Below are 21,930 nucleotides of genomic sequence, written 5' to 3'. Positions count from 1 at the left end.
TGGTTGCGGCTACCCGGACTTGATCTGAATCAATGAGCGGCCGGGTCAGGGGTCCATTAGTGTCGGTCATTTCCTGGCAGTAGGCTGACAGCTCCTCTTTTTACGGTCCCAAAGCCGCAGTGGAGGAGTTTTTGTGCGAGGCACGCAGCATGGACGCGATCAAGCTACCCATCTGGCTGCGGGTCACTTTGGTCGCAGGCGCTGTCGTTCTGATGACGAGCGCCGGACTATTTGCCTGGCACTGGCATGCCCGGCCTACAACCCTCTCCATCGCGGCGGGGTCACTGGATGGCGAGGCGAGCAGGTTGGTCGCTGCATTGGCTAGCAGGCTGGCGCAGCAGAAGGCGCCGGTGCGGCTCAACATCGTTGAGGCAGCGGGCGCTGCCGAAGCGGCCGATGCATTTTCTTCCGGCACGGTGGATCTTGCCGTGGTCAGGGGTGACGTTGGCGACCTCTCGCAGGCGCAAGCGGTCGCCGTTGTGACGCATACGGTGGCTCTGCTGGTCGCTCCACCGGGCTCTCCTATTACTGATATTGCAAGCCTGAAGCGCGCCAACGTCGGCGTAGTCGGCGGCGATATCAATCAGCGGCTCGTAAAAGTCTTGATCGACGAGTATGACCTCACGCGATCTGGGGTCGTCTTCAAGAATATTGGGCTGGCTGACACGCGACGCATGATCGACTCCAAGGAAGTGCGCGCGATACTGATCGTGATGCCACTTGCGGAAAAGTATCTGTCGCTTCTGCGCGGTCTGTTTCCGCAGGCCGGGAAATCCGGCCCAACACTGATTCCGATCGAATCGGCTCCGGCTATTGCCCAAAAGGAGCGGGCGTATGAGTCCTTCGACATCCCAAAAGGTACGTTGCGAGGCTCTCCGCCCAATCCGGCGGAGGACGTCACTACGCTGCGGACCTCATTCTATCTGGTTGCCCAAAAGACGTTGAGCAGCGACCTCGTGGCGGACCTCACGGAATCCGTGATGAAAGCGCGGCGCGACTTATTGGCCGAATTGCCGATCTTGGCTCAGGTCTCGGCGGCCGATACAGACGCGTCCGCCTATCTGCCGGCGCACCCGGGGGCGGCGGAATTCTACAACGGCACGCAGGTGAGTTTTCTGGACAAATGGGGCAACATAATCTTTTTGGTGCCGATGATCGTGGGCGCGCTTGCGTCAGTGTTCGCTGCATCCTGGAAGTTCCTGTGGGCGAAGCCGCCGCTGACCCAAGAGGAGGCGCTGGATGTACTCTATGCACTCGGACGGCGTATCCGTGGCAGCAGCGACGAGGCTGAACTCGACGAAATCGAGCGTGAGATCGACGGAGTGCTTCAGACGCAACAATTAAAGCGCGCGTCGAGCGATGAGGAGGCCCGCGATGTTGTTGCGCTAAACGTGGCAGCCCATCGGCTGGAAAACCTGATCCATGATCGCAAGCTGTTGGTTGGGGCGCAGCGAACTGGCGCGTCTGGAGAACAGGCCTAATGCAATTCCTCGCGCGTTGCCCGAGCGCACGCCGCTCTCGAGGTTGCCTGCCGTGTGCGGCGTACCGCTCGTAGCTTCGGTCGACCGAACGCAATCGGGCAAAATTGCTAGTAGGGCGAAAGGTAGTCGACTTCCATCGTTTCAAGAACAGGACAATGCGGGGTGTTGCTGGCATCACCTCAGCCAGACCCCGTGGGATTTCGTGGCTCCGGTTTCAGAATTCGGGAACGTCTCGGGCAGCGCCGTAACTGCCCTCGGCCCGGTCGAGAATGATCCAGAACGAATGTCGCAACGTATTTGTAACTGCCGCTCTAGCTGGGGATTGCCTCCCATGCTTTGATGTTGGGGCAGGGATCATTCCAGGGCGGAGGCACTCTTGACTGGCAATGGCGTGGGGCGGCTAGGGGCAGTTGATCCGACCCGGCAATGGGTCACCGCGATTGGCGTGACCGTGGCGGTTGGCTTCGCGTTTTTTCTAGCGGCGCGGCTCGGTCTTACTCTGCTGACAAAGCCTGATGGCGTGGCCGTGTTCTGGCCGGCTTCCGGTGTTGCCACCGGAGCCCTGATAGCGCTTGGTCCCCGTGCCAAATTGCCAGTTGCGATCGGGACGGCCGCGGCAACGATTGCAGCCAATATGTCGGGAGACAGAACCTTGGCAGGCTCTGTCATCTTTGCTCTGTGCAATGCCGGTGAGGCATTGCTTGCCGCTGGCCTTATTGAGCACAGATTTGGTCCGGGTTTCGCTCTCGACCGGTTGCGACATGTCCTCGAATTGCTCGCGGCAGCGGTTTTCGCGAGCGCTATCTCGGGGATCGGCGGGATCTTGGGGTTCAAATTATTCCAGGGTTCGACAGCACCGATCTTGACCATTTGGGAGCACTGGTTCGCGTCAGCCGCGCTTGGCATCGTAACCTTTGCGCCTTTGCTGATCGGAACTGGCGCGGCCGTGCGCAACCCGCCGTCGGCAAACGAGGCTGTGGAAGGATCATTACTGCTCTTGGCAATAACTGTGCTGGGCGCCCTTGTTGTCTTTCCGCCGCACGGATCATGGACGCATGTGGTTCCCATCGCGCTGCTGTTCCCGCTATTGCTGCTGCTGACGGCCCGTTGCCAACCGATGTTCGCCGCGGCAGCAGCATTCATCTTTGCGCTGACAATCGTGTGGACTATAGCCTTTGACATTGGGTATTTCGGCACCCCTTATCTGCCGATAGACGAACGCGTCGTGGGCGCGCAAGCCGCCATCCTGACAACGTCGCTCTGCGCGCTGGTTCTTGCCTCTCTGTTCGCAGAGCGGCGTGAGCACGAGGCAGCGGTTAGCGAGGTTGCGGCCCGGTTGGAAGAGGCGTTGGAGGCCGGTGCGGTAATGGCCTTCGAATGGGACGCTCGCACCGGCTTGTCGCGACATAGTGAAAATGCTGCGAACGTACTTGGCTGCGACACACTAGTTCCGTTAACAACAATTCGCTTTTTTGCGCTGGTTCACCCTGATGACCGCGCTCGCTTCAAGTCGCAGGTGAAAAATGTCCGGCCGGACAAAACTTCGTATGCAATCACCTTTCGAGTGATGCACCCCGACGGTCGGGAAATGTGGCTTGAAGAAACGGCAACGGCCGAGTTCGACCAAGCCGGGGAATGCATATGCATCAGGGGCCTGACCCGCGATATAACGGAACGCAAGCGAGCTGAGGAGCATCAACGGTTGCTGGTGGCAGAGCTTGATCACCGCGTCAAAAATGTGCTTGCGCGGGTCGGGGCGGTCGCCATGTGCACGAGACAGGGCAGCAGTACGATGGACGAATTTGTCCAATCCCTCGATCAGCGCATTCAAAGCATGGCAATTGCCCATGAGTTGTTAAGCCAGAATAAGTGGGAGCGAGTTCGCGTCGCGGATATTGTCCGCCTCCAGTTGGCGCCCTATGCGACGAAAGCAAACACGACGACTTGCGGACCCGATATCGCGCTCAACGCCGTGGCAGTTGAGGCGCTGGGGATGGTGTTGCACGAGCTTGTGACGAATGCATCCAAATATGGCGCACTGTCGATCCCGGAAGGCAGGGTGTCCGTAAGCTGGGGCTCCCGCAGCAATGGAGGCGCCGCGAAAGTTTTGAACATCGTGTGGCGCGAGACAGGGGGTCCACCGGTAGAGGCTCCGCCTCAGGAAGGATACGGAACAAGCCTCATTTGCAGTCTCATCCCGCATGAGCTCGGTGGTACGGTCAACCTTGCATTTTCGTCTGAGGGTATATCCTGTACAATCGAGATACCACTCAAAACAGGCATAGCCGATGCCACGTGAAAGGACCTCTCATCGTTCCTTCTGTCTGTTAAGGATAGGGCGCAACATCGCGAGAAGTGTTTCCGCTCTTACGGGTTTCGTCAGAATGGCCTCGGCCTTGCCGGGAGGTAGAGAGACGGACGAGTAACCTGTGACGACGAGAACGGGAATACAAAGTTCGTGCAGGCGATCAATCAAGTCGTTAGACCGCTCGCCGTCTCGGAGATTGATATCGATGATGCCTACATCGGGAGCATCTTCGGCAATCAGGCGCTCGGCGTCGGCTATGGTAGCAGCTGGACCGGATACATCCGCTCCCAATAAGCGAAGCAGTCGTTTCATAGCATTGCCGAGTTGCCAAGAGTCTTCAACCAGTAGGATATGTGTGCCTTTCAGTTCCGACGGTCCGCTTGCAATGGGTTGGTGACCGATCAGCGCCATGTTGAATCCCTGCGCAATGGTATCTGTTGTGACCTGTCTTCATTGCTGCCACGCCAGCGATTATCGGAACGCTAACGCTCAAATCCGTGCTTGTTCCGGAAGCGGGAAAGCCTATGCCGACGAAGCCCTTTCTGAGGCCCACAACCTTGTCGCTGCAATCGTAAAGTGGCAAATCCCCGCCAGTTTCAACTGTTCACCAGCAGATTTCCGAGTTCAGAGCCTCGTGGAAGGAACGCTATTCAGTGTCAAGTTCCTCACAATGTATAACGGTGTTCTGAAGGTCAATTGATAAGAAGGCTTCGGCACCCAGGAGACCAGTAACGAGGCGCCGAACAAATGGTTTTCACTGTCATCTAACTGGTCTAGGTCTATACGAAGTAGTGGCTGAGTGAACGATCCAATTGGATTAAAATTGAGGAGCCGTGCGCCTCCGAAAGACTGAACCCCGACGCGACCGGTGAGCTTCCAATTGTTGTCCCACCGGTAGTAGCCGCCGATGTAGCCGATCAGATTTGCATTGACGGTGGCCAAGACAGCACCGGCTGCCACCTTTGTGTATTGAAGGGCGGCCAGCATTCCACACGTCTCGTCATCGTTCAGAGCGTAATCCGCTTCGATGACGTTGTTGAAAGATGTCGTCGCCAGCGAAGCGTCGGGCACGGAGCGCGTTAAAGTCTCCTGTATCGTAATCGTCGGGATCAGGCCGCCGTTCTGGCGGTATATGTCAGCCTGGAGCCCGACGTTCCAGCTATTGTTCGTGAATGCGCCTGCATGGGTGGCGGCCGCGCACCGCACCAGGCGCTTCCGAGACACGTCACGGTCACGAACAAGAGAAGCGGGCGATCGGCCCGAGCCCGGATCACGGACCGGGGGCAGTTTATCAAGGGGCGCTGCATTTATCTGTCTCGAGCCGCCGCCAGCGCAAATCGGCTGACGGCATCGCCAAGGTGACCGTCCTGCGGGAGGTCACGGGGAGGCTCGGCCAGAGTCATACGTGGAAACACACGTGTAAATGCGTGCACGCGTGTACCGCTTGCGAGGTGATCTACTGACAAAATGCTAGGGGCTGCGACCCCGTGTAACACGAAAAACAGGGCATACGGTCCCTACGCCGGGGGGGCGCGTCTGCGCAATATACTGGCTGGTCCTGTCCCGTGGTGCGATGTGGCGTTCGACATCCGAAGGGCCGTCGAGCCGTATAATTCGCTGATGCGCTAGCGCTCATGTTCCGCCAATTGCATACTTCGGCAGCGCACGTCGGTCATTGCGGATCAGGTGGGGCAGCACGAACCTTCACCCGCATCACGGTTGGCTTCTCAGCTTGCCACGCCTCGAGGAGCGTCAGACCGAACTGAGCATTGACGTAGTCAGCGACGAAGTTGGTCGGTGCAGCCAGCGTGACGACATCCGCCGTTTCGCCAACGAAGCTCAGCTTCGCGATCCAGGCGCCGCATTTGTCATCGCCAAGCCGCCTCCGTAGACGCCTCACAACGGCGGCCAGCAGCGGATCCGTGTCCCACCGCCTGAAAGGGTCGGGGCGAGCAGCTTGTGCGGCGACTACGGACTGCCCCGTCTTGGAAGTCCGCGGGGCGTCGTCGATGACGTGCACAAACGCCTCGATCAACCTGGCCAACAGCCTCGCATCAGCATCATCGACCTTTCGAAGCGTGTCTGCCAAGCGAGACAGGCGATCCATTGAAATGCCACCTGTCATGCTGCCCTCCGGCTCATCAGTTCGAGTCGAACCCTTGCCAGGCTTTCTTCGGTCAGGCTGCCGGATCGCTGCTGGGCGGTGAGCTGGTCTAGCCGGCCGGGAGCAAGTTCGCCGAGCAATTCCCAGCCAAGGGCCACGTCCCCGCGACCCAGCCGACCAGCAATTTGCGATTGCAGCGCCTCGGATCGAACAGGCGGTGGCGTGGAAGGGGGTCGCGCGCGCGCGGCAGTAGAGCTCTCGGTAGAAGAAGAAGGTTTAGTAAAGTCAGTGTTTGGTTTCTTCATTTCTTTATATGCAGCCGCGCTAGCCGGCGCCGGGTCAGCCGGAGCCGGGTATTCAGGCTGCGGTAGAAATGCCACAGCGTCTGTTACAACATCGCCTGCGACATCATCGACGTCCGTCACGGGGGCGGGCTCGTCACGGATCACATATTCGAGGGCGACGAACGCACCATTTTCATTGCGGATCGTTTCGCGGGTAACGTAACCGGCAGCAATCAGGGTGCGAAAGATTCGCTGCATGCGATCCTTGCCAACACCCATGACCCGTCCGACCTGCGACAGATGCACACTCCAATTCGGAGGTCGTGACAGCAGATATCCCAGGACGCCTTTTTCATCGACGCCGATCCTGCCGTCTTCCCAGATCGAATTTGGAAACGACGCGTAGCGGGAACTGTGCTTTCTTCTGATTATAGTCATCGACGCTCGTTCCGATTGAGCAGTTTTTGGGATTTCCGGCCGTTGCGTGACGCATCCAGAGGCGGCGCTCGTAATAAGGGGCCGCGACGTCCACGCAGGAATGACCGAGAAGCGTGGAACAGAGCCCACACACCATGCTCTAGAAACGCGAAAGCCCGGCGATGAGCCGGGCTTGAGCGAAATGCATTTTGTTTCGCCAAGCTCATGGAGCCTTGGCGTTGCGCCTGGATCTTTATCTGATCCACGTTGACCTGTCCTTCGTACCGGTCGGCACGTCTTCCAGCTCAACCTGACTCTCTTCCAGTTGGAAAAGGCGTCTCGCGCGAGAATGCGTGGATGAAAATACTGAGTCCGTCCTTCGTGTCAACGCTGTTGATAGCAGCAGCTGAACGACATGCGGGACCAGCACGCTTCACAATGAAGTTGCATTCTGCAGGAGAATTCACGGCGCGCTTCGCGCGTCTCATGGCCTCCGCGAGGCCGATGAGTGCGCCGAAGCCGTATGGCTCCTCACGATCCGTTCCGACATCCGTGGGATGTAAGACCGGATAGATCTGCTCCTCGGTGACGATGACCGGTTGCAGGCGTCCGAGGTCGGATGAAAACACTGATTCGGTGCTTTTTGTCGAGCGCCGTAATACCTAAAGGTTCATTGGCAGATTGCCGTCATGCGCATCGAAAGGGCCGCCCGAGATGCTCGCTAATGAATGAATTTTTGCAGCGCTAATCCTGGCCGGAGAAAAGAATTGTTCAGTTGAGGAACATTTCTTGGAGCGATAGCGAGCGATATCGGCAGAAACTGTTCCGGGAGGAGTTTTATTGCGTGAATCCGGGCAGGGCGGCGGTTCAGTAGTGTGCTCTGTTCTAAGCTGCAAAACCAATGCGGCCTGTCACCTCTGCGGGAAAGCAAAAGGCCCGGCACGATCGCCGGGGTTTTTGCGATACTGCTTGGGGTACTTCACCGATTTTGCAGAGAATCGGTTTGCTCCAATCCACCATCTGCGAGACTCGCTTTCGAAGAAGCAGCAACGAGAAGAGGCGCACGGATCATCCCGGTCAGCCGTTCCCTCGGACCTTAGAGAAGGGCAATTATGACAGGCCGTTGTCGTACTTCGAATAACGCGAAGAACTGATCGGGGGTGCAGGAACTGCGCGGCCATCGCCACCCTGCATTACGACAAGATCGGCTTTTACCCGTTCCGCAACGGAACAGGTAATTTAGGAAATCGAGGGCGGCGAGCTGCGACCCGGCCGTCACTCGACCATAATAGACCCACGTGAACAAGGCGAGAACAAAGTTCGCTGAAAACGTCCAACAAAACGTCCAACATGGCAAACGGGCGTCGGCTGCGCGCTTGATTTTGTTGGTGAATTTCTTAGGAACAAGAGCTTTGGCGCTCCCTAGCGGAATCGAACCGCTCTCTCCACCGTGAAAGGGTGGCGTCCTAACCGATAGACGAAGGGAGCAAAAAACCCCGGCCGATCCAGCGGCCCGAAATCAGGCCAAGGATACCGCGGTTCTGCACGGCTATTTCTAAAATCGCCGCAACATCAAAGCTTTAGGGCTGATCTATCGCGGGCGGCACCGACCGAAAGCAAATCAGTTTGGTGCCAGCGGCCGAACGTATAGTGACGTTTGTTCGGGTCGGCAAGTGGGCGGTGAGGGGATCAGGTGGATGATCCCCATGCGCGGCGCACGGACCTTGTGCACAGGACATTTCGAACTCTTCTGCACCTCTCAACGGTTCTTAAAGCATGCAGGCTTAAGGCTCTCTCCCGGGGGCGTGGAGTGATGCGATGGCAGTGACGAAAAAACGCGACACACGCCGATCCGTACACCAGGCCGCATGGATCACGCTGGACGGTGGATTCGCGGCCCGGCAATGCAATGTGCTGGATCTCTCGGCCTCCGGCGCGAAAGTCGTCGTTGACGATCCCACGTCGGTCCCCAACAAGATGAAGCTGGCCTTCTCGCGCGACGCACGCACCGGGCGTACGTGTGAAGTGGTCTGGCGCCGCGGTAAGACGCTGGGCGTTCGCTTCATCGCATAGGGCTGCACCATCGTGCGCCCCGATATCGTCATTCCCGTATTGATGGGCTGCGCGCTGCTGTGGTGGATCGGCCGTGGTATGAACTGGTCCACGCGCCTTATCGTGACCGCGATCACGCTGGTGGTGATCATGGGCATCCTGCTGCTCGAACGCTCGCTGAACTAACGTTCAAGCGAACGCCTGCGCTCAGGAGAGCGGCGGCGCGACATAGGTCTGGAAGCCCGGCCGTACCGAGATCGCCTGATACCAGCGTTGCAGATGCGGAAGTGCAGGGCGGATGACGCCCTCGACGCCGAACCATCGCCGCGCATAGCAACCGATGGCGATATCGGCGAGGCTGAAATCGTCGCCTTCCATCCAGGTTTGACGGGAAAGTTGCCGGTCGACCATCTCCCACAGCGCCGCATTGGCATCCGCGGCCTTCTGCAGCGCGGCCATGTCGCGGTCGGCGACGGGCGTCCGCACCAGTCCCCAAAACAACGGGCGCTCGGCCGGCTGCAGCGTCGTCAGTGTCCAGTCGAGCCAGCGCTCCATCCCGGCGCGCACTTTTGGCGTGGATGGGTAGAGCGTCGATGTAGCGCCATAGGCCAGGGCGATATAGCGCATGATGGAATTGGATTCCCACAGCACGAAATCGCCTTGCACCAATGTGGGGACGCGGCCGTTGGGATTCATCGCCAGATAGTCGGCCTCGCTGTTGCGGCCAAACTGCATGCCGGCATCAATGCGCTCATAGGCGACGTCGAGTTCATGGCAGCACCACAGAACCTTTTGCACATTGACGGAATTGGCGCGGCCCCAGATCTGCAGGGATGGAGTGGGAGTCTGTGGCACGATGAACCTCGCTGGCGAATAAGCGCCGCAGGTTTAGCCAGCAACGCGCCGCCATCGCAAGGCCGGTCTCGTGCTGACCTCTCACAAAGGAGCGAGCCCGCAAACAAAACAGGCCCCGCGTGAGCGAGGCCTGTTCATGGGTTCAGCTTGGGAGGCGTCAGCGACCGAAGAAGAGCCACAGCAGAATGATCACCGGAATCGGTACACCCAGCAGCCAGAGCAGAATTCCACGTCCCATTGTCTCAGCCTCCATGAAATCAGTATCGCATCAACAACGCGGCACTGCTCATGGCGTTCCACCGCTGCACCTGCAGCGATGCGTTTTGTGAGTTACCAATGTCCGGTGTTGGGCATTGACGACCATGGCTCCTGCGGCGGCAGTGCGTCGCCTTTCTGCAGCAGCTCGATGGAATGCAGATCGGGCGATCGCACGAACGCCATCTGGCCATCGCGCGGCGGACGATTGATGGTGATGCCGAGCTTCATCAACCGGTCGCAGGTCGCATAGATGTCGTCAACCTCATAAGCGAGATGACCGAAATAGCGATCCTCGCCATATTTCTCTTCGTCCCAGTTGTAAGTGAGTTCGACCAGCGGCGCGCCTCGTCCCTTGGTCTTGGCAAGTAACGCCTCGTCTTCGGCGGCGCACAAGAACACCAGAGTGAATTTCGCCTTGTCGTTGTCGACCCGGCGGACTTCCTTGAGCCCGAGCGCATCGGCATAGAATTTCAGGGCCGCATCCAGATTGCGGACGCGCAGCATGGTGTGAAGGTAGCGCATTGGGATTGTCTCCATGGGATCGACACAAGCGTGCAACCACTAGGGCAGCGGCGCTTGCCATAGCAGCTAAACAAGACAAATGGCAGATGTCGTCTTGAGAAAGAGGGCGCACCATCTGAATTGTGAAGAGCGTTGCCCTCAGGCGCTGACATCCACGATGGCGGGCGTATCGATTTCCCGCTTGTGCCAGACGGTCAAATCCTTGCGCGGCTTCTCCCACGCATATTCGTCACCGCTTTTTTGCAAATGCTGAATGGCCGCCACATGGGCGTCATCGGCGCTCTTGGCTTCCACGACGATCTCCACGGATTCCTCGACGGAGCGAACGACGACGACGCTAAAAAATTTCCTTGCCATGCGGGCATAACCGGCAGCGCAAGGCTACGTTCCCGGTGACGATGTATTAAGCCGTGACCGCAGCATTTTATCGGGAACGCTGCCGTAATGGGTAATCTCGAACCGTGCGGGATTAGGTCGGGACGATGCTGAAATGATGATCATCGATCTTCTCCCGCGTGATGTCGACGATGGCGCCAGGAAACCGAACCGCCTTGCCCGACGAATCGAGCGTGCACTTGCCGCGCGCATAGACCCAATGCGTGTCGCCGTGAGAGACGACGCGATATTCACGGGAGAACACCTGACCGGTCGTCAGTGAGCGAGTGATAGCGGCGGCGACATCATCGATGTCGTCCGGATGAATGGCATCCAGCCAGTCTTGCAACGGCGTGCCCCGCGAGGCCAAATCCGCATTGACGCCGAACAGACGGGCGAATTTGCTGTCTGCATAGACGCGGTCATTGGCGATGTCCCAGTCCCAGGTGCCGACCAATCGATCCTGGATACTGGAATCGCCTTCATGATGACGCACGCCGCTCTGGGCGGCTTCGAGCGAAGCCATCCGCAGGATCTGCGCGAGAACTGTGTGATGGCCCGCCTGCGCCGAGATGGCGAGCTCCCTGCAGATCTCCGAGATGGGCCGACCGACAATCATCACCGCTCCCGGAACTTATTGGCCAACTGACCGTAATATTGCGTATATTGATGGGCATTCAATTCAACGTACAGGGAAAAGGTTCCGAAACCTTTTTGTACAACTTGGGAGTGTTACTCGTGTGGCGGTTTGGAAGGGCTTCGGACGAGGAGGCCTTAAAAATGGTTGTGACTTACCTCACCATTAACGAGCCGGAGCGCCGTCGCGAAATATTCGAACTCGCTGAGAAGTATGCGAAGGAGACCTGCACTCCGCCGATTTCGCAGGACAACGTCGATAAGAAGTAACAGGCAGAGGAAGTAACGAACCAGGCAGGAGCGCTTCACGATGCGGCCTGTAGTTTAGTTTGATCGCGGGAGCGCCGTTAACAGTCCACAACGGCTTCGTTAAAATCCGATCGGCCAAGTAACCTTCATCGGTTAGGTTAAAACCAGAGTATGATTGCGCGGAAATAAGAGTGAGCTATTCATTTCCCATCGAGGGAGTGACCATGTCCGCTTCGTTTCACAATGCCGACAAGCCGACGCATCGACGGGTGATGCTCGTGGGATTTCTGTTCTGCGCAGCCTTTGTCGCGGTGAGCTTCTTCGCCCGGCCGCAGCCGGCAACGGACCATGTCCTGCTGAAAGCCGACAAGCTCACTCGCACCGCCGGCCAGCCCGTGGCTGCCAACTAGCCAAGCAAACCATCAACGCTGGCTTGGCGTGGTGTTTGGGGTGAAGGGTACGATCACGCGTACGGGCTCTGGCAATGCGGGTCGCTCATAGGCGACATGCTGGGCGCCTTTATTGGCAACAGCGGGTGTCGGCTTGAGGAGCCACGGTACGAAGGCGATCATTCCGCAGACAAGCGCGACCGCGCTGAGCAGGAATACACTATTATCTTCTTCTCTCGGTCCCATGCCATGGAAACACCGCACTGCGGCGTTCGTTCCAATGAGCTATGCGACCGCATGCAAGCGGCGAGGGAAGACTATGAGAATTGTCGCTGTTGGACTGCTGATCGCTGTCATACCGCTGCAGGCCTTCGCTGCGGCGTCAAAGAAGCCAGTGGCAACGAAGCAGAGCATGAAGCCGGCACTGCGAAAACCAAATATCTGTGCGCAATACGGTGCCGGATTCCTGCAGGTTGAGGGGACGTCGACCTGCATCAGGGTCGGCGGGAGCGTCGGCATTGGTGGGGGTGTTTCGCACTAGAGCGTGGATCGCCGCGGACTGCTGGCTACCTCAGACCTTCTTGTCGAGCTCAACCGGCGCCTCCGGCGGCTCGTGATGGTCGTCATAAGCCCGTTTCGCCTGCAACTGGTCCCATGCTCCCGTGCGCAATGACAGCCGACCGTAAGGCGGCGGGTTCGGCCTCAGTTCGACGGTTTGAACGACAAGGGCTGTGGACATCATCTCCCATAATGCCGCGGGTGCGATTGGGTTCTCCGAGCTCTGGAAGTGCAGTTAAAGCCGGGTTGGCGGAATCTCCGGCATTTGAACAATTACTTGTGTGGCAGGTGAGCGGCGCCCGGAACAAGTCACAGTCGTGCATGTTTTGCACTCACCAAACGGCATATGGGACACCTTGCGTGGACGAAGATTTCAATGACGCCGGCGAGCAGCTCGCCATTTATATCAACCAGTTAATTGAAGAGGCCGACGACGATGGACGACCGGAAGAACAAGGGTCAGCCGGATCGCAGCAAGATCAACATGCACGAGGCGCATGAGGTGAAATACTGGACCCATCAGCTCGGCGTTTCCCGCGAGCAGCTGCAGGCGGCGGTGGAGAAAGTTGGCAATGCGGCTGCGGCAGTGCGCAAGGAACTGGCGCACTAGAGCCGATGCATCGAACTGGGTGAACAAACAAGAACGGCACCCGATCAGGTGCCGTTCTGCTGTGTGGTATCTCCCGGGCGTCAGATGCCCATGGGAACGCCGTAGTAATCGTTCACCGCGCGGGCCTGCGATGTGTCAGCCCAGTTCCAACTATTGTCGTTGCCGTATTTGGGAGCGTTCTCCAGCTGCTGCTGCGTTACGCCAGTGCGATAACCGCCCAGTGCGGTATCATATTTCAGCGACTGCCAGGGCAGGGGATAGTGATCGTCGCCGATGCCGAGAAAGCCGCCAAAGCTGAGCACAGCGTAGGACACCCGGCCACTCTTCTTGTCGATCATCACGCGCTCGATTGAACCGATCTTCTGGTCGTCAGCGCCGAACACTGCGGTGCCTTCGACCTTGTCGCTGCCAATCAGGTTACCTTGTTCACTTGCTTCGATGGGCATGTAGAGCCTCCCTTTTGGTTGTGTCTGGCCAACAGGTAAAAGGGAGAAACGTTCCTACGTCGTTGCCCTGCAAATGTTTTGGGACGCCCAGCGTCGTCAGCGACTGGCCACGAGACGCAGGCGCGGCTTCAGCGTATTTTGCAAGTCGTCAGCAAGCTTGAGGACCCGCGGATCGCTGGAGCGGGCTGCGCAGGTTGAGAACTGATTGACTGAGCGGACAAGAGCCTCGCGTTCCTCGCGCGTACGCGTGACATGCGGACTCGATAGGCGCAGCACCATCTGGCCAAGGCCGACGAGCAATTCATCGAGCGCCTTGTCGATCTTTGCGATCTGTTCAATCATCGCCATTACTCCACTGCTCGCACGTGTGTCCGTGCGACACCGCGTACATTCATGGAGAGGAAAGCGTCGGCTTTGCGAGCCGTTCCGATAACCGGCCCCTCATGGTGAATGAAACGTGAAGGCGATATGGGGCGCGTTAAGGCTTCACCCCGAGCTAATCGGCGCCTTGTCGCGGGGGAGCGCAGCCAAGCGACGCGTATAGGGTGACGGTTTCATTTTGCGATGCGTCACGGGAATCATCTTGTCGCGTCCGTTGTGTTCGTCGAAAGCGCGAAGCCGCTCTCGGATGAATTCGGGGTGCGCCGCGTGAAAGGCCTGAAGCTGGCGTGCGAGCTGCGCACGGCGATAGCGAATGGGCATCATGACGCACCTCCGGTCTGGAACCCGAGCGGTGAAATCTTACAGGCCCTGAAACCAACAAAAAAGCTTGGCGTTATTTGGCCAGTGGTGAACAGAAAGGGGTATCACATGAAAAAAGCAGCATTGATCCTGGCCACTGTCGCAGCCATCGGCACGACCGCCATGACGGCGCCGGCTGAAGCGCGCGGATGGGGTAGAGGTTGGGGACCGGGTCCCGCAATCGGCTTTGGTATTGCCGCAGGTGCGCTGGCCGCGGGGGCCTATGGTGCGTACGGACCGTACGGATACGGATATGGCCCACGCTATTATGGCTACGGTCCCGGCTACGGCTATTACCGACCGCGCTATTACCGTCCGGCCTATTATGGCGGTTACTATGGTCCCGGCCCCTATGCCTATGGTGGGCCGCGCTACTATCGTAGCTACGGCTATTGGTAGGGGCTGAACAATATCAGGGCCCGGAGCATTGCTTCGGGCCCTGTGCGTTGCACTCGCTGTGACTCCCGACCAATAAAAAGCCAGCCAGATAATGGCGGGCTTTTTATTGGTCGCTGCTGCGAGCAGATCGTAGCTAGTGCCGCACGCGGCGGTCCTGACGGGGCGTCACGAACTCGTTCCAGTCGGTGGCCCGTACCTTTTCGATCGTGGTCTCGTAATAGTCTTCACGTTCGCGCTGGAACTTCGCCTGCTTCTCGCGAAATTCTGCCACCCGGCGTTCCATGTCGGCGCGTGCCGCTGAAATTCTTTCTTCGTTCATTCTCTTCTCTTCGTTTCGCTCCTCAAGAGAGCATCAATGCCGAATGCGGCATCAATCCGATCTTTGCAAGGCGACCGGTGGATAAGTCGCAGCGCGCGACGCTCACGCAAGCTGAGATCTCCCGCACCGAATCGCCTGCAAAACAAAACCTCGCATCACGGCTGTGAAGCGAGGTTGGATGTTCCAGCGCAGACGTAACGCCGCCGACACCAAAGGGTTCCGTTATTCAGCACTCTCCAATGCGAGCGCCTGTTCGAAATCCCGCATCCGCGCGTTGACCCAGTCTTCGTCCTGACAACTCAACAGCAGCATTTCTCGTTCTGCCTTGCGGCAGAATTCCGGATCCGGATCGATGCTTTTCCAAAGGTCGATACGTGCCTGTAAATCCATGTCAGTCTCCCTGTTTTCCAGCCGCGTATGCCCCGCCAACCCGGCGATTCCTGTGACGTCCCGATAAAACATTGGCGAATGATGTTCTCCATTTGTTCTAGTTCAGGTCAGCCATTCTGTCCATCGGGATCTCGCTGCGGCAGATTGGAATGCACGGAAATTCTGCAGGGGAATGGTGCGATCCGGGGTCCCGATTTTGATCGCGATGGAGAGTGTCATCGTCATCGGCTATAAGGCCGCTCGCTCGGGGCCTTTTGCTTCGGCGTCTGTGAGGAGAGCTGCATGAGCAAGCAGGCAATGCGCGAAGAGGCCGAGCGTCTGATCCGCGAGACTATGGAGCGCCGGGCGCTGGTGGTGAAGCAGGGCGACACACGGATTATGACGACCTGCGGCAAGTGCGGCGCGGCGAACAAGGTCTCGGCGCCAAAGGGTGTCGCGCGGGTGTCTTTCACCTGCAAGGAGTGCGGTCACGAGCAGGTCACGCTCTGACCCTATGCTGAGACCGGAAATCGGCGCGAAAATTGCTTTGTGTTTCGCGGTGGTCCGGGGCAATAATTGCGGTAACGGCTCGGGGAGAGCCGACTGCAAAAATTGAAGGGCGTGAACGATTACCCTTGGACCGGTGCGTATTTGCTGTGTTGGGGACGACCATGCGTTTTTGGGTTTTGGGGACTTTCGGAATTTCTCTGGTGGCGTTGGCCACACCTTCCGCAGCTCAGTCCATTCGGACAGCTGAACCGCTCATCCTGGCGCCTTACGAGAGCGCGCTGGTCCAGGACGGGTCATGTGCCGCTGGCAAGATCTTGAAGGTGACCGGCGCCATTCGTGGCCTGCGCCGCAAGAAGCTGTGCATCCCGCTCAATGAGATCCAGGCCTCGCTGGGCTCGGTGGTTCAGTAGCCGCTCGCGGCAAGGCTTGCTTTGACTGGACGACTTTCCGAGATCGCATCAATCGCCTGTTAACGTTGGAGTGTGCACTCGCTTGGGCTGTACGGGCGACGTGTTACCCTGCCGGCATGATCAGTCTCGTCCCAGTCGCCGTCGTCCTGGCGTCCGAACGCGGCGTCCGGCCGGCGCCGGTGATCGATTCCAGTGACGCTACCCAGCGCGACTATTGGGCCTATCGGCTGAGTGTCTCGCCGACCGAACTGAACGCTGCAATCGAAAAGGTCGGATCGTCGGTCGCCGCCGTGCGGCGACACCTCGGCAAATAACCCGAACCGACAGACCGTCTCCTCACGTTGAAGCCCGCAAGGCGAAAGCCCCGCCGGGGGAGGACGGGGCTTTCTGAAAACAGAGCATCGGGGAAGCTGCTCCGGCTTTACAACCGGTCGCGCCCGGAATCGTTCCGCAGCGTTGTTCGGATACGCGTCTGCATGGCTTCGTAGTAGACGTCGCGCTCGTGGATCATCTGGGCCTGGCGAGCCTTGAACGAAGCAACGCGCTTGAGGATCTCGGCCCGTTCAGATGGGCCCGAATAAAGCGGATCTCTCCGGGCAGGAGATGGCACGTTAGTTGGAACTGCAACAGGAATGTCCTGCGAACTACGCTCCGAGGTTTCAATTGCTGCGTTCGCCGCATGTACAATCAGAGCAGGAGCCATCAAACGATCTGCGTCCACGGTGGCAGGCGAGGTGACGGTTTCCGTTGAATCGGACGCGTGCGACGGCGCGTGGCTCGGCGGTTGCCAGATGTTCAGTCGCTGGGCCGCGACCGGATGCGCGGCGGCGACCTCCTGTACGAATGCGAGCGTCTGCGCGACCAGTCGGTCACGCTCTTCTTTCCAGGATGCCATGACGCGCTTCCCCAATCCCGTATCCATTCTCTGCGAAGCGTGAGCTCGACGTCAATTGAATTGCATCCATCATGATGTCTTCGGTGGATGATCGCGCTGCCGCGCTTGCGGCGCATGGATGTTACCGCTAGTTCGGAACAAACGGAGATTTCCATGGCCAAGATCGATCTGGACTCACTGAGCATCGAGGAACTTGCGGCACTGCGCGATCATGCATCCGACAAGCTGGCGGAGAAAGTTGCTGCACGTCAGGCTGAGCTCGAAGCCGAGCTCGATAGGCTCGCGCAGTACGGCAAGTCCGTGAAGAAGTCTCAGGCAACGCCGGTGGCGAAGCCGAAGAAGGACGATCTGCCGAAGAGCGAGCTCTCCGCCGATGTTTCGCGAGCTGCATAAAGATTTCGCAAATCGGTATTTGACTACTTAAGGGCGGAGCTCATTTTCAGCTTCGCCCCGATATTTGATTTTGATGTGGTGTTTTGACACCGCCCGCATTTCATTTAATTGACGCACGCTGGCGCGTATTTTGCGCGCCTTGGGAAGGAGTGCGGACGCATTTGATCGGAGCTTGTTTATGCCGGCCCTTGATATCAAGTCTCTTTCGGTTCCCGAACTCCTCGCATTGCGGGAGGATATCGACAAGCAACTGCAAGCCCACCGTGCCGAATTGCAGGCGCAACTCGCACAGATCAGAAGCGTCGATGGCAAAACCAGCCGCGTCAAAGGCATCAAGGTTCCGGCGAAGTATCGCCATCCCAAAACGGGAGAGACCTGGACCGGGCGCGGCGGTGTTGCGGGCTGGCTCGCGAAGGAGATCGCCGCCGGTCACAAGCGGGAAGACTTTTTGATCGACAAGCCCGCCAGGAATGGACGCGCCAAAGCGAAATAGATCCTGGAAACGTGGCGACGAAGCAAAACATGCGTTGATCCCGGCATGGCACCGGATCCCGGTCTGCGGCATTGTCGTCGGATCACTTCCTCTCGGACCTTCCAATGATTGCAACTGACCTTCGCACTGGCGTGGATCGTCTTGGCGAGATGATCGCCGAAGCCAGAACCATCGTGCCGTTCACCGGCGCGGGGATCTCGACCGAAACGGGCATTCCCGATTTCCGTTCGCCTGGTGGCTTGTGGACCCGTAACCGGCCAATTCCGTTCGACGAGTTCGTCGCCAGTCAGGATGCGCGCGATGAAGCCTGGCGCCGGCGCTTTGCGATGGAAGAGACATTCGCTGCGGCCAAGCCTGGTCGCGGGCATCGCGCACTCGCCTCGCTCTACAAGGCTGGCAAGATTCCTGCTGTGATCACCCAAAACATCGACAACCTGCATCAAGCGTCCGGCTTCAAGGCTGACGCTGTGATCGAGCTGCACGGCAATACGACCTATGCGCGCTGCATCGGTTGCGCGAGGCGCTATGAGCTCGATTGGGTGAAGAGCAGATTCGATTCCGAAAGACAGGCGCCAGACTGCACGGTATGCGGCGAGCCCGTGAAGGCTGCGACGATCTCATTCGGTCAGGCGATGCCTGAAGATGAGATGCGTCGCGCAGCTGAGCTATCGCAGCACTGCGATCTGTTCATTGCGATTGGATCGTCGCTCGTCGTGTGGCCCGCAGCGGGATTCCCGATGATGGCGAAACATGCCGGTGCACGCCTTGTTATCATCAACAATGAGGCGACCGAGCAGGACGATCACGCTGACCTTGTCATTCGCCATGATATCGGCGAAACGCTCGGACCATTCGTCGGAAATTGATGCGCATCTGATTCGTTTGAGCGCAAGCTGTTCATAGCTGTCACTGTGTTCGTTTTTTGTCTTTGCTGATCAGGCGACAGTGTTATCTTCGAATCGAAAGATTCGCACCGCGCCATCGTGAATTAGCTTCGATGGGGCATGTGAGATGGCGCTGACAGGGCTGACAGCGCAAATGATAGTGGGATCCGGGGCCATGGGGTCGGACGCATTTGAGTCCAAGCGGTTGGGGGGACTGATTCCCGGAGCGGGTGGTCCGCGACCAGGGAATGAGCTTTCAGGCAACGCAAGCCGCGACGCACTCGACCCCTTTGCGGGTGTCGGCGAAGGCAACGCCGTCGATCTCGTCGAGATCAGCGGTGTTATCAAGTGGTTCGATGCTTCCAAGGGTTATGGCTTCATCATTCCTGACAATGGCGCAGCCGACGTGCTCCTGCATGTGACCGTGCTTCGCCGCGACGGCTACCAGACGGCCTATGAAGGTGCCCGTGTGGTCGTTGAATGCACCCAGCGGTCCAAGGGCTATCAGGCTTTCCGCGTTGTTTCGATGGACGAGTCGACTGCCATCCATCCCGCGCAGATGTTGCCGCCGCGCACTCATGTCAGCGTGACGCCTACCAGCGGCCTCGAGCGGGCGCAGGTGAAGTGGTTCAACCGGCTGCGTGGCTTCGGCTTCCTCAGCTGCGGCGAAGGCACGCCGGATATCTTCGTCCACATGGAAACCCTGCGCCGCTTCGGCATGACCGAGCTGCGTCCCGGCCAGTATGTGCTGGTGCGCTTTGGGCCCGGCTCCAAGGGCATGATGGCTGCCGAGATCCAGCCCGAAGGCGGTACGCCGGGTCTTTCGTCGCACTAAGCCGTCTACGGTTTTCCAAGTTTCTTGCGGGTTTCCTGCCAGCCTTACCGTCCGAGGGCCATCACGCGGCTGTGCATCACGACCGTCTGGCGCTGGCACGCGTCGTCAGGCTAGGGTCGCGCCGCCCGGCGTCGTGACCGGGCTCTTTGCGTGGATTGCCCTTCATGAGTCTGTTTCGCTTCGCCGCCCGCTGCCGCCTCTCGATGCTGGCGGTGATCGCCGCTCTGGCCCTTGTCGGCCCTTACAAGCCAGCCGCAGCCGCCGAATTCCAGCCGCTCGAAATCGTCACCAAGTCAGGTGTGCGGATGTTCTCCGTCGAAATCGCCAAGACCGACGAGGAGCGGGCGACCGGTCTGATGTACCGCAAGGAGCTCGCGGACGGCCGCGGCATGCTGTTCGACTTCACGCCGGAGCAGCAGGTCTCCATGTGGATGAAGAACACCTTCGTTTCGCTCGACATGGTCTTCATTACCGGCGACGGCCGGGTGCTCCGGATCGCGGAGAATACCGAGCCACAATCCCTCAAGATCATTTCATCGGGAGGCCCCGCACGGGCTGTTCTCGAAGTGGTCGCAGGCACCGCCAAAAAATATGGAATCGCGCCCGGGGACCAGGTGGTCCATCCGCTGTTCAAGAAGCGCTAAGTCATTGAATATAATGGGGGATGGTCGGGGCACTAGGATTCGAACCTAGGACCTGCGGTACCCAAAACCGCCGCGCTACCAGGCTGCGCTATACCCCGACGATGCGGTGTCGATACACGCTTAGGCCGGGGGCAGCAAGGCATCTGCCGGCGATTTCTCGCCTGTCCCGCACCATGTTCGACAACGGGTCTATTCTGCGGCTTTCGACGGCGATGCCTGCTGTTCTGACGTTGCTGGAGCTGCCGGCTTCGGCAACGGCTTGTCCTGCTTCTTCGACCACGAGATGTAATAGGCCACGCCGGTCATGATGCCGATGCCGGCGGCGCTGACGAATATTTGCGCCAGCAGCGAGCCCGACGACATCATCAGCTGGAAGTGGCCGACGAAGGACAGGAACACGCCGACGCAGAATACGGCGAGCGACTGCTGGCCGCATTTGATGAGCGGCTGAAACACCGGCCACTCCAGGCCTTTCCATTCCTTCGGCACGAAGCGGGTGACGAAGAAGGCGATGATCACGAAATGCAGCACGCGATAGGGCGCGAGGTTGGTCTTGTCGTTTGGATTGAACGCGTCGAACAACCAGTCCGGCATGATCATGTGGCCGGTGTCCGGGAAGCGACCGGCCATGGTCATGACAAGCGAGAACAAGAGATAGGCGATGCCAAAATACAGCAGCACCTTGGAGCGGATCACCGAGCGTGACTCGAGCGCGCCGCCGAGCGCGAACCAGGCGCCGAACACAAACAGTAATTGCCAGGTGAACGGGTTGAAGTACCAGACGCCGTAGGGATAGGCGGGCAGATTCAAGCCGAACTGGCGTGCCGCGAAATACAGCGCCAGCGACGCCAGCATCGTCAGATCCGGCTTGCGCAGCATCATCCACAGCACCGGCGGGAACAGGCCCATCAGCACAATATAGAGTGGCAGCACGTCGAGATTGAGCGGCTTGAACTTGAGCAGCAGACCTTGCGTCAGCGTCTGGATCGGATTGTCGACCAGACCGGCAACGTTGAACTCGTTGATGATGTCGGGGTCGTTATAGCGCTGCGCCACATAGCCGATGGCGGCGATGTAGATCACGAACAGGATAACGTGGGCGACATAGAGCTGCCAGACCCGCTTGGTGAGGCGCGTAGCGCCGACGATGAAGCCGCGCTCCAGCATCATCTTGGCGTAGACGAAGGACGCCGTGTAGCCGGAGATGAAGACGAACAGGTCGGCGGCGTCGGAGAAGCCATAGTTCCGGGTGGTGACCCAGTTCACCACATTGTCGGGGATGTGATCGAGGTAGATCGCCCAGTTGGCGATACCGCGGAACAGGTCCAGCCGAAGGTCTCGGCCTTTGGGGGGAAGGATGGCGTGAATATCCATGGGTGCCGCTTCAGGAGCCCTTCGTGATGCCGAATTGCGAGATCAGATAGACCGCTTCGTGCCCCGATTGTCACGACGCCGTGGAACGAATATACACAATAACGAAGCCGCCAAACGACG

Annotated in this window: 33 protein-coding genes and 2 tRNA genes; 17 read left to right on the top strand and 18 right to left on the bottom strand. The window is 58.8% G+C overall.

The features are described from left to right. The first annotated feature begins 149 nt into the window (after nucleotides 1-149). Together AB8B02_RS10955 and AB8B02_RS10950 are read left to right on the top strand one after the other, a co-directional pair. The gene (locus tag AB8B02_RS10955) at nucleotides 150-1,481 is read left to right on the top strand and encodes a TAXI family TRAP transporter solute-binding subunit (protein WP_439058436.1); all 1,332 of its coding nucleotides are present in this window, start codon (nucleotides 150-152) and stop codon (nucleotides 1,479-1,481) included. A 376-nt stretch (nucleotides 1,482-1,857) separates the two neighbouring features. Then, nucleotides 1,858-3,780: an HWE histidine kinase domain-containing protein gene (locus AB8B02_RS10950; protein ID WP_439058435.1), complete on the top strand. Its 1,923-nt coding sequence runs from the start codon at nucleotides 1,858-1,860 to the stop codon at nucleotides 3,778-3,780. A gap of 9 nt (nucleotides 3,781-3,789) precedes the next feature. Here AB8B02_RS10950 and AB8B02_RS10945 read toward each other — a convergent pair whose 3' ends face one another. Both AB8B02_RS10945 and AB8B02_RS10940 read right to left on the bottom strand, forming a co-directional pair. Further along, nucleotides 3,790-4,200, bottom strand: coding sequence for a response regulator (locus tag AB8B02_RS10945; RefSeq protein WP_439058434.1), 411 nt, complete (start codon nucleotides 4,198-4,200; stop codon nucleotides 3,790-3,792). A 213-nt stretch (nucleotides 4,201-4,413) separates the two neighbouring features. Beyond that, complete coding sequence (locus tag AB8B02_RS10940) at nucleotides 4,414-5,013, bottom strand: hypothetical protein (protein WP_439064670.1); 600 nt, start codon at nucleotides 5,011-5,013, stop codon at nucleotides 4,414-4,416. Here AB8B02_RS10940 and AB8B02_RS10935 point away from each other — a divergent pair. Further along, complete coding sequence (locus tag AB8B02_RS10935; RefSeq protein WP_439058432.1) at nucleotides 4,972-5,151, top strand: RlpA-like double-psi beta-barrel domain-containing protein; 180 nt, start codon at nucleotides 4,972-4,974, stop codon at nucleotides 5,149-5,151. The genes AB8B02_RS10940 and AB8B02_RS10935 overlap by 42 nt on opposite strands. Nucleotides 5,152-5,461: 310 nt before the next feature. On the opposite strand, the gene AB8B02_RS10930 is transcribed toward AB8B02_RS10935, so the two are convergent. The 4 genes from AB8B02_RS10930 to AB8B02_RS10915 form a co-directional block, all read right to left on the bottom strand. Continuing rightward, entirely contained in the window at nucleotides 5,462-5,914 is a 453-nt protein-coding gene (locus tag AB8B02_RS10930; RefSeq protein ID WP_439058431.1) for a DnaA N-terminal domain-containing protein, read from the bottom strand. Then, nucleotides 5,911-6,615 (bottom strand): hypothetical protein, encoded by a 705-nt coding sequence (locus tag AB8B02_RS10925; protein ID WP_439058430.1) that lies wholly within the window; start codon nucleotides 6,613-6,615, stop codon nucleotides 5,911-5,913. Before AB8B02_RS10925 ends, AB8B02_RS10930 begins: the two co-directional genes overlap by 4 nt. Before the next feature lie 284 nt (nucleotides 6,616-6,899). Continuing rightward, a complete protein-coding gene (locus tag AB8B02_RS10920) occupies nucleotides 6,900-7,223 on the bottom strand; it encodes a hypothetical protein (RefSeq protein ID WP_439061180.1) in 324 nt (107 codons plus the stop codon). Between the two features lie 784 nt (nucleotides 7,224-8,007). Then, nucleotides 8,008-8,082, bottom strand: a tRNA-Glu gene (locus AB8B02_RS10915). Nucleotides 8,083-8,412: 330 nt separating this feature from the next. Between AB8B02_RS10915 and AB8B02_RS10910 the strand changes: the two genes are divergently transcribed. Together AB8B02_RS10910 and AB8B02_RS10905 are read left to right on the top strand one after the other, a co-directional pair. After that, entirely contained in the window at nucleotides 8,413-8,667 is a 255-nt protein-coding gene (locus tag AB8B02_RS10910; protein WP_175368958.1) for a PilZ domain-containing protein, read from the top strand. Nucleotides 8,668-8,679: 12 nt separating this feature from the next. Then, on the top strand, nucleotides 8,680-8,832 hold the full coding sequence (locus AB8B02_RS10905) for a hypothetical protein (RefSeq protein WP_439063923.1): 153 nt from the start codon (nucleotides 8,680-8,682) through the stop codon (nucleotides 8,830-8,832). Nucleotides 8,833-8,853: 21 nt separating this feature from the next. Here AB8B02_RS10905 and AB8B02_RS10900 read toward each other — a convergent pair whose 3' ends face one another. The 4 genes from AB8B02_RS10900 to AB8B02_RS10885 form a co-directional block, all read right to left on the bottom strand. Then, nucleotides 8,854-9,501 (bottom strand): glutathione S-transferase family protein, encoded by a 648-nt coding sequence (locus tag AB8B02_RS10900; RefSeq protein WP_338117612.1) that lies wholly within the window; start codon nucleotides 9,499-9,501, stop codon nucleotides 8,854-8,856. 330 nt (nucleotides 9,502-9,831) lie between these two features. Continuing rightward, a complete protein-coding gene (locus tag AB8B02_RS10895) occupies nucleotides 9,832-10,281 on the bottom strand; it encodes a VOC family protein (RefSeq protein WP_089264233.1) in 450 nt (149 codons plus the stop codon). A 138-nt stretch (nucleotides 10,282-10,419) separates the two neighbouring features. Beyond that, nucleotides 10,420-10,587, bottom strand: coding sequence for a hypothetical protein (locus tag AB8B02_RS10890; RefSeq protein WP_244628521.1), 168 nt, complete (start codon nucleotides 10,585-10,587; stop codon nucleotides 10,420-10,422). A 163-nt stretch (nucleotides 10,588-10,750) separates the two neighbouring features. Continuing rightward, a complete protein-coding gene (locus AB8B02_RS10885) occupies nucleotides 10,751-11,275 on the bottom strand; it encodes a PAS domain-containing protein (RefSeq protein ID WP_175368960.1) in 525 nt (174 codons plus the stop codon). A gap of 161 nt (nucleotides 11,276-11,436) precedes the next feature. Here AB8B02_RS10885 and AB8B02_RS10880 point away from each other — a divergent pair, with 161 nt between their 5' ends. Further along, the gene (locus AB8B02_RS10880) at nucleotides 11,437-11,562 is read left to right on the top strand and encodes a hypothetical protein (protein WP_256461297.1); all 126 of its coding nucleotides are present in this window, start codon (nucleotides 11,437-11,439) and stop codon (nucleotides 11,560-11,562) included. A 203-nt stretch (nucleotides 11,563-11,765) separates the two neighbouring features. Next, a complete protein-coding gene (locus AB8B02_RS10875) occupies nucleotides 11,766-11,951 on the top strand; it encodes a hypothetical protein (protein ID WP_116662218.1) in 186 nt (61 codons plus the stop codon). Between the two features lie 550 nt (nucleotides 11,952-12,501). On the opposite strand, the gene AB8B02_RS10870 is transcribed toward AB8B02_RS10875, so the two are convergent. Continuing rightward, a complete protein-coding gene (locus tag AB8B02_RS10870; protein ID WP_170849665.1) occupies nucleotides 12,502-12,669 on the bottom strand; it encodes a hypothetical protein in 168 nt (55 codons plus the stop codon). A gap of 255 nt (nucleotides 12,670-12,924) precedes the next feature. Between AB8B02_RS10870 and AB8B02_RS10865 the strand changes: the two genes are divergently transcribed. Beyond that, nucleotides 12,925-13,098, top strand: a complete 174-nt coding sequence (locus AB8B02_RS10865) for a DUF3606 domain-containing protein (protein ID WP_081422012.1) — start codon at nucleotides 12,925-12,927, stop codon at nucleotides 13,096-13,098. Nucleotides 13,099-13,178: 80 nt separating this feature from the next. Here AB8B02_RS10865 and AB8B02_RS10860 read toward each other — a convergent pair whose 3' ends face one another. Together AB8B02_RS10860 and AB8B02_RS10855 are read right to left on the bottom strand one after the other, a co-directional pair. Further along, nucleotides 13,179-13,544, bottom strand: coding sequence for a PRC-barrel domain-containing protein (locus AB8B02_RS10860; protein ID WP_175368961.1), 366 nt, complete (start codon nucleotides 13,542-13,544; stop codon nucleotides 13,179-13,181). 96 nt (nucleotides 13,545-13,640) lie between these two features. Beyond that, on the bottom strand, nucleotides 13,641-13,886 hold the full coding sequence (locus tag AB8B02_RS10855) for a hypothetical protein (RefSeq protein WP_081422011.1): 246 nt from the start codon (nucleotides 13,884-13,886) through the stop codon (nucleotides 13,641-13,643). A gap of 468 nt (nucleotides 13,887-14,354) precedes the next feature. Between AB8B02_RS10855 and AB8B02_RS10850 the strand changes: the two genes are divergently transcribed. Next, on the top strand, nucleotides 14,355-14,684 hold the full coding sequence (locus AB8B02_RS10850; RefSeq protein ID WP_184516805.1) for a hypothetical protein: 330 nt from the start codon (nucleotides 14,355-14,357) through the stop codon (nucleotides 14,682-14,684). 133 nt (nucleotides 14,685-14,817) lie between these two features. Here AB8B02_RS10850 and AB8B02_RS10845 read toward each other — a convergent pair whose 3' ends face one another. Both AB8B02_RS10845 and AB8B02_RS10840 read right to left on the bottom strand, forming a co-directional pair. Beyond that, nucleotides 14,818-15,003, bottom strand: a complete 186-nt coding sequence (locus tag AB8B02_RS10845; protein WP_184516802.1) for a hypothetical protein — start codon at nucleotides 15,001-15,003, stop codon at nucleotides 14,818-14,820. Nucleotides 15,004-15,225: 222 nt separating this feature from the next. Beyond that, nucleotides 15,226-15,465: a hypothetical protein gene (locus AB8B02_RS10840; RefSeq protein ID WP_092143272.1), complete on the bottom strand. Its 240-nt coding sequence runs from the start codon at nucleotides 15,463-15,465 to the stop codon at nucleotides 15,226-15,228. Nucleotides 15,466-15,675: 210 nt separating this feature from the next. On the opposite strand from AB8B02_RS10840, the gene AB8B02_RS10835 reads away from it, so the two are divergent. The 3 genes from AB8B02_RS10835 (at nucleotide 15,676) to AB8B02_RS10825 (ending at nucleotide 16,606) form a co-directional block, all read left to right on the top strand. Beyond that, nucleotides 15,676-15,882: a hypothetical protein gene (locus AB8B02_RS10835; protein WP_439063922.1), complete on the top strand. Its 207-nt coding sequence runs from the start codon at nucleotides 15,676-15,678 to the stop codon at nucleotides 15,880-15,882. Between the two features lie 161 nt (nucleotides 15,883-16,043). Then, a complete protein-coding gene (locus AB8B02_RS10830) occupies nucleotides 16,044-16,292 on the top strand; it encodes a DUF6719 family protein (protein WP_139212548.1) in 249 nt (82 codons plus the stop codon). Nucleotides 16,293-16,408: 116 nt separating this feature from the next. Continuing rightward, nucleotides 16,409-16,606, top strand: a complete 198-nt coding sequence (locus AB8B02_RS10825; RefSeq protein ID WP_089264248.1) for a DUF3606 domain-containing protein — start codon at nucleotides 16,409-16,411, stop codon at nucleotides 16,604-16,606. A gap of 107 nt (nucleotides 16,607-16,713) precedes the next feature. Here AB8B02_RS10825 and AB8B02_RS10820 read toward each other — a convergent pair whose 3' ends face one another. Next, a complete protein-coding gene (locus AB8B02_RS10820) occupies nucleotides 16,714-17,187 on the bottom strand; it encodes a hypothetical protein (RefSeq protein WP_439063921.1) in 474 nt (157 codons plus the stop codon). 153 nt (nucleotides 17,188-17,340) lie between these two features. On the opposite strand from AB8B02_RS10820, the gene AB8B02_RS10815 reads away from it, so the two are divergent. The 5 genes from AB8B02_RS10815 to AB8B02_RS10795 all read left to right on the top strand — a co-directional run bounded on the left by AB8B02_RS10815 (nucleotide 17,341) and on the right by AB8B02_RS10795 (nucleotide 20,436). Further along, nucleotides 17,341-17,580, top strand: a complete 240-nt coding sequence (locus AB8B02_RS10815) for a hypothetical protein (RefSeq protein ID WP_089264691.1) — start codon at nucleotides 17,341-17,343, stop codon at nucleotides 17,578-17,580. Between the two features lie 178 nt (nucleotides 17,581-17,758). Beyond that, nucleotides 17,759-18,073, top strand: coding sequence for an H-NS histone family protein (locus tag AB8B02_RS10810; protein ID WP_093758516.1), 315 nt, complete (start codon nucleotides 17,759-17,761; stop codon nucleotides 18,071-18,073). Nucleotides 18,074-18,177: 104 nt separating this feature from the next. After that, nucleotides 18,178-18,939 (top strand): SIR2 family NAD-dependent protein deacylase, encoded by a 762-nt coding sequence (locus AB8B02_RS10805; RefSeq protein ID WP_089264251.1) that lies wholly within the window; start codon nucleotides 18,178-18,180, stop codon nucleotides 18,937-18,939. Nucleotides 18,940-19,132: 193 nt separating this feature from the next. Continuing rightward, nucleotides 19,133-19,792 (top strand): cold-shock protein, encoded by a 660-nt coding sequence (locus tag AB8B02_RS10800; RefSeq protein WP_170849667.1) that lies wholly within the window; start codon nucleotides 19,133-19,135, stop codon nucleotides 19,790-19,792. A gap of 164 nt (nucleotides 19,793-19,956) precedes the next feature. Next, nucleotides 19,957-20,436, top strand: coding sequence for a DUF192 domain-containing protein (locus tag AB8B02_RS10795; protein WP_093758517.1), 480 nt, complete (start codon nucleotides 19,957-19,959; stop codon nucleotides 20,434-20,436). 21 nt (nucleotides 20,437-20,457) lie between these two features. Here the strand turns inward: AB8B02_RS10795 and AB8B02_RS10790 are convergent. Both AB8B02_RS10790 and AB8B02_RS10785 read right to left on the bottom strand, forming a co-directional pair. After that, nucleotides 20,458-20,534 (bottom strand) — tRNA-Pro (locus AB8B02_RS10790). 91 nt (nucleotides 20,535-20,625) lie between these two features. Further along, a complete protein-coding gene (locus tag AB8B02_RS10785; RefSeq protein WP_439063920.1) occupies nucleotides 20,626-21,810 on the bottom strand; it encodes an OpgC domain-containing protein in 1,185 nt (394 codons plus the stop codon). Nucleotides 21,811-21,930 lie beyond the last annotated feature (120 nt).

It is taken from the genome of Tardiphaga sp. 862_B3_N4_1 (assembly GCF_051811085.1).
Taxonomy (GTDB): domain Bacteria; phylum Pseudomonadota; class Alphaproteobacteria; order Rhizobiales; family Xanthobacteraceae; genus Tardiphaga; species Tardiphaga robiniae.
This window is presented reverse-complemented; position numbering and strand designations above follow the sequence as displayed.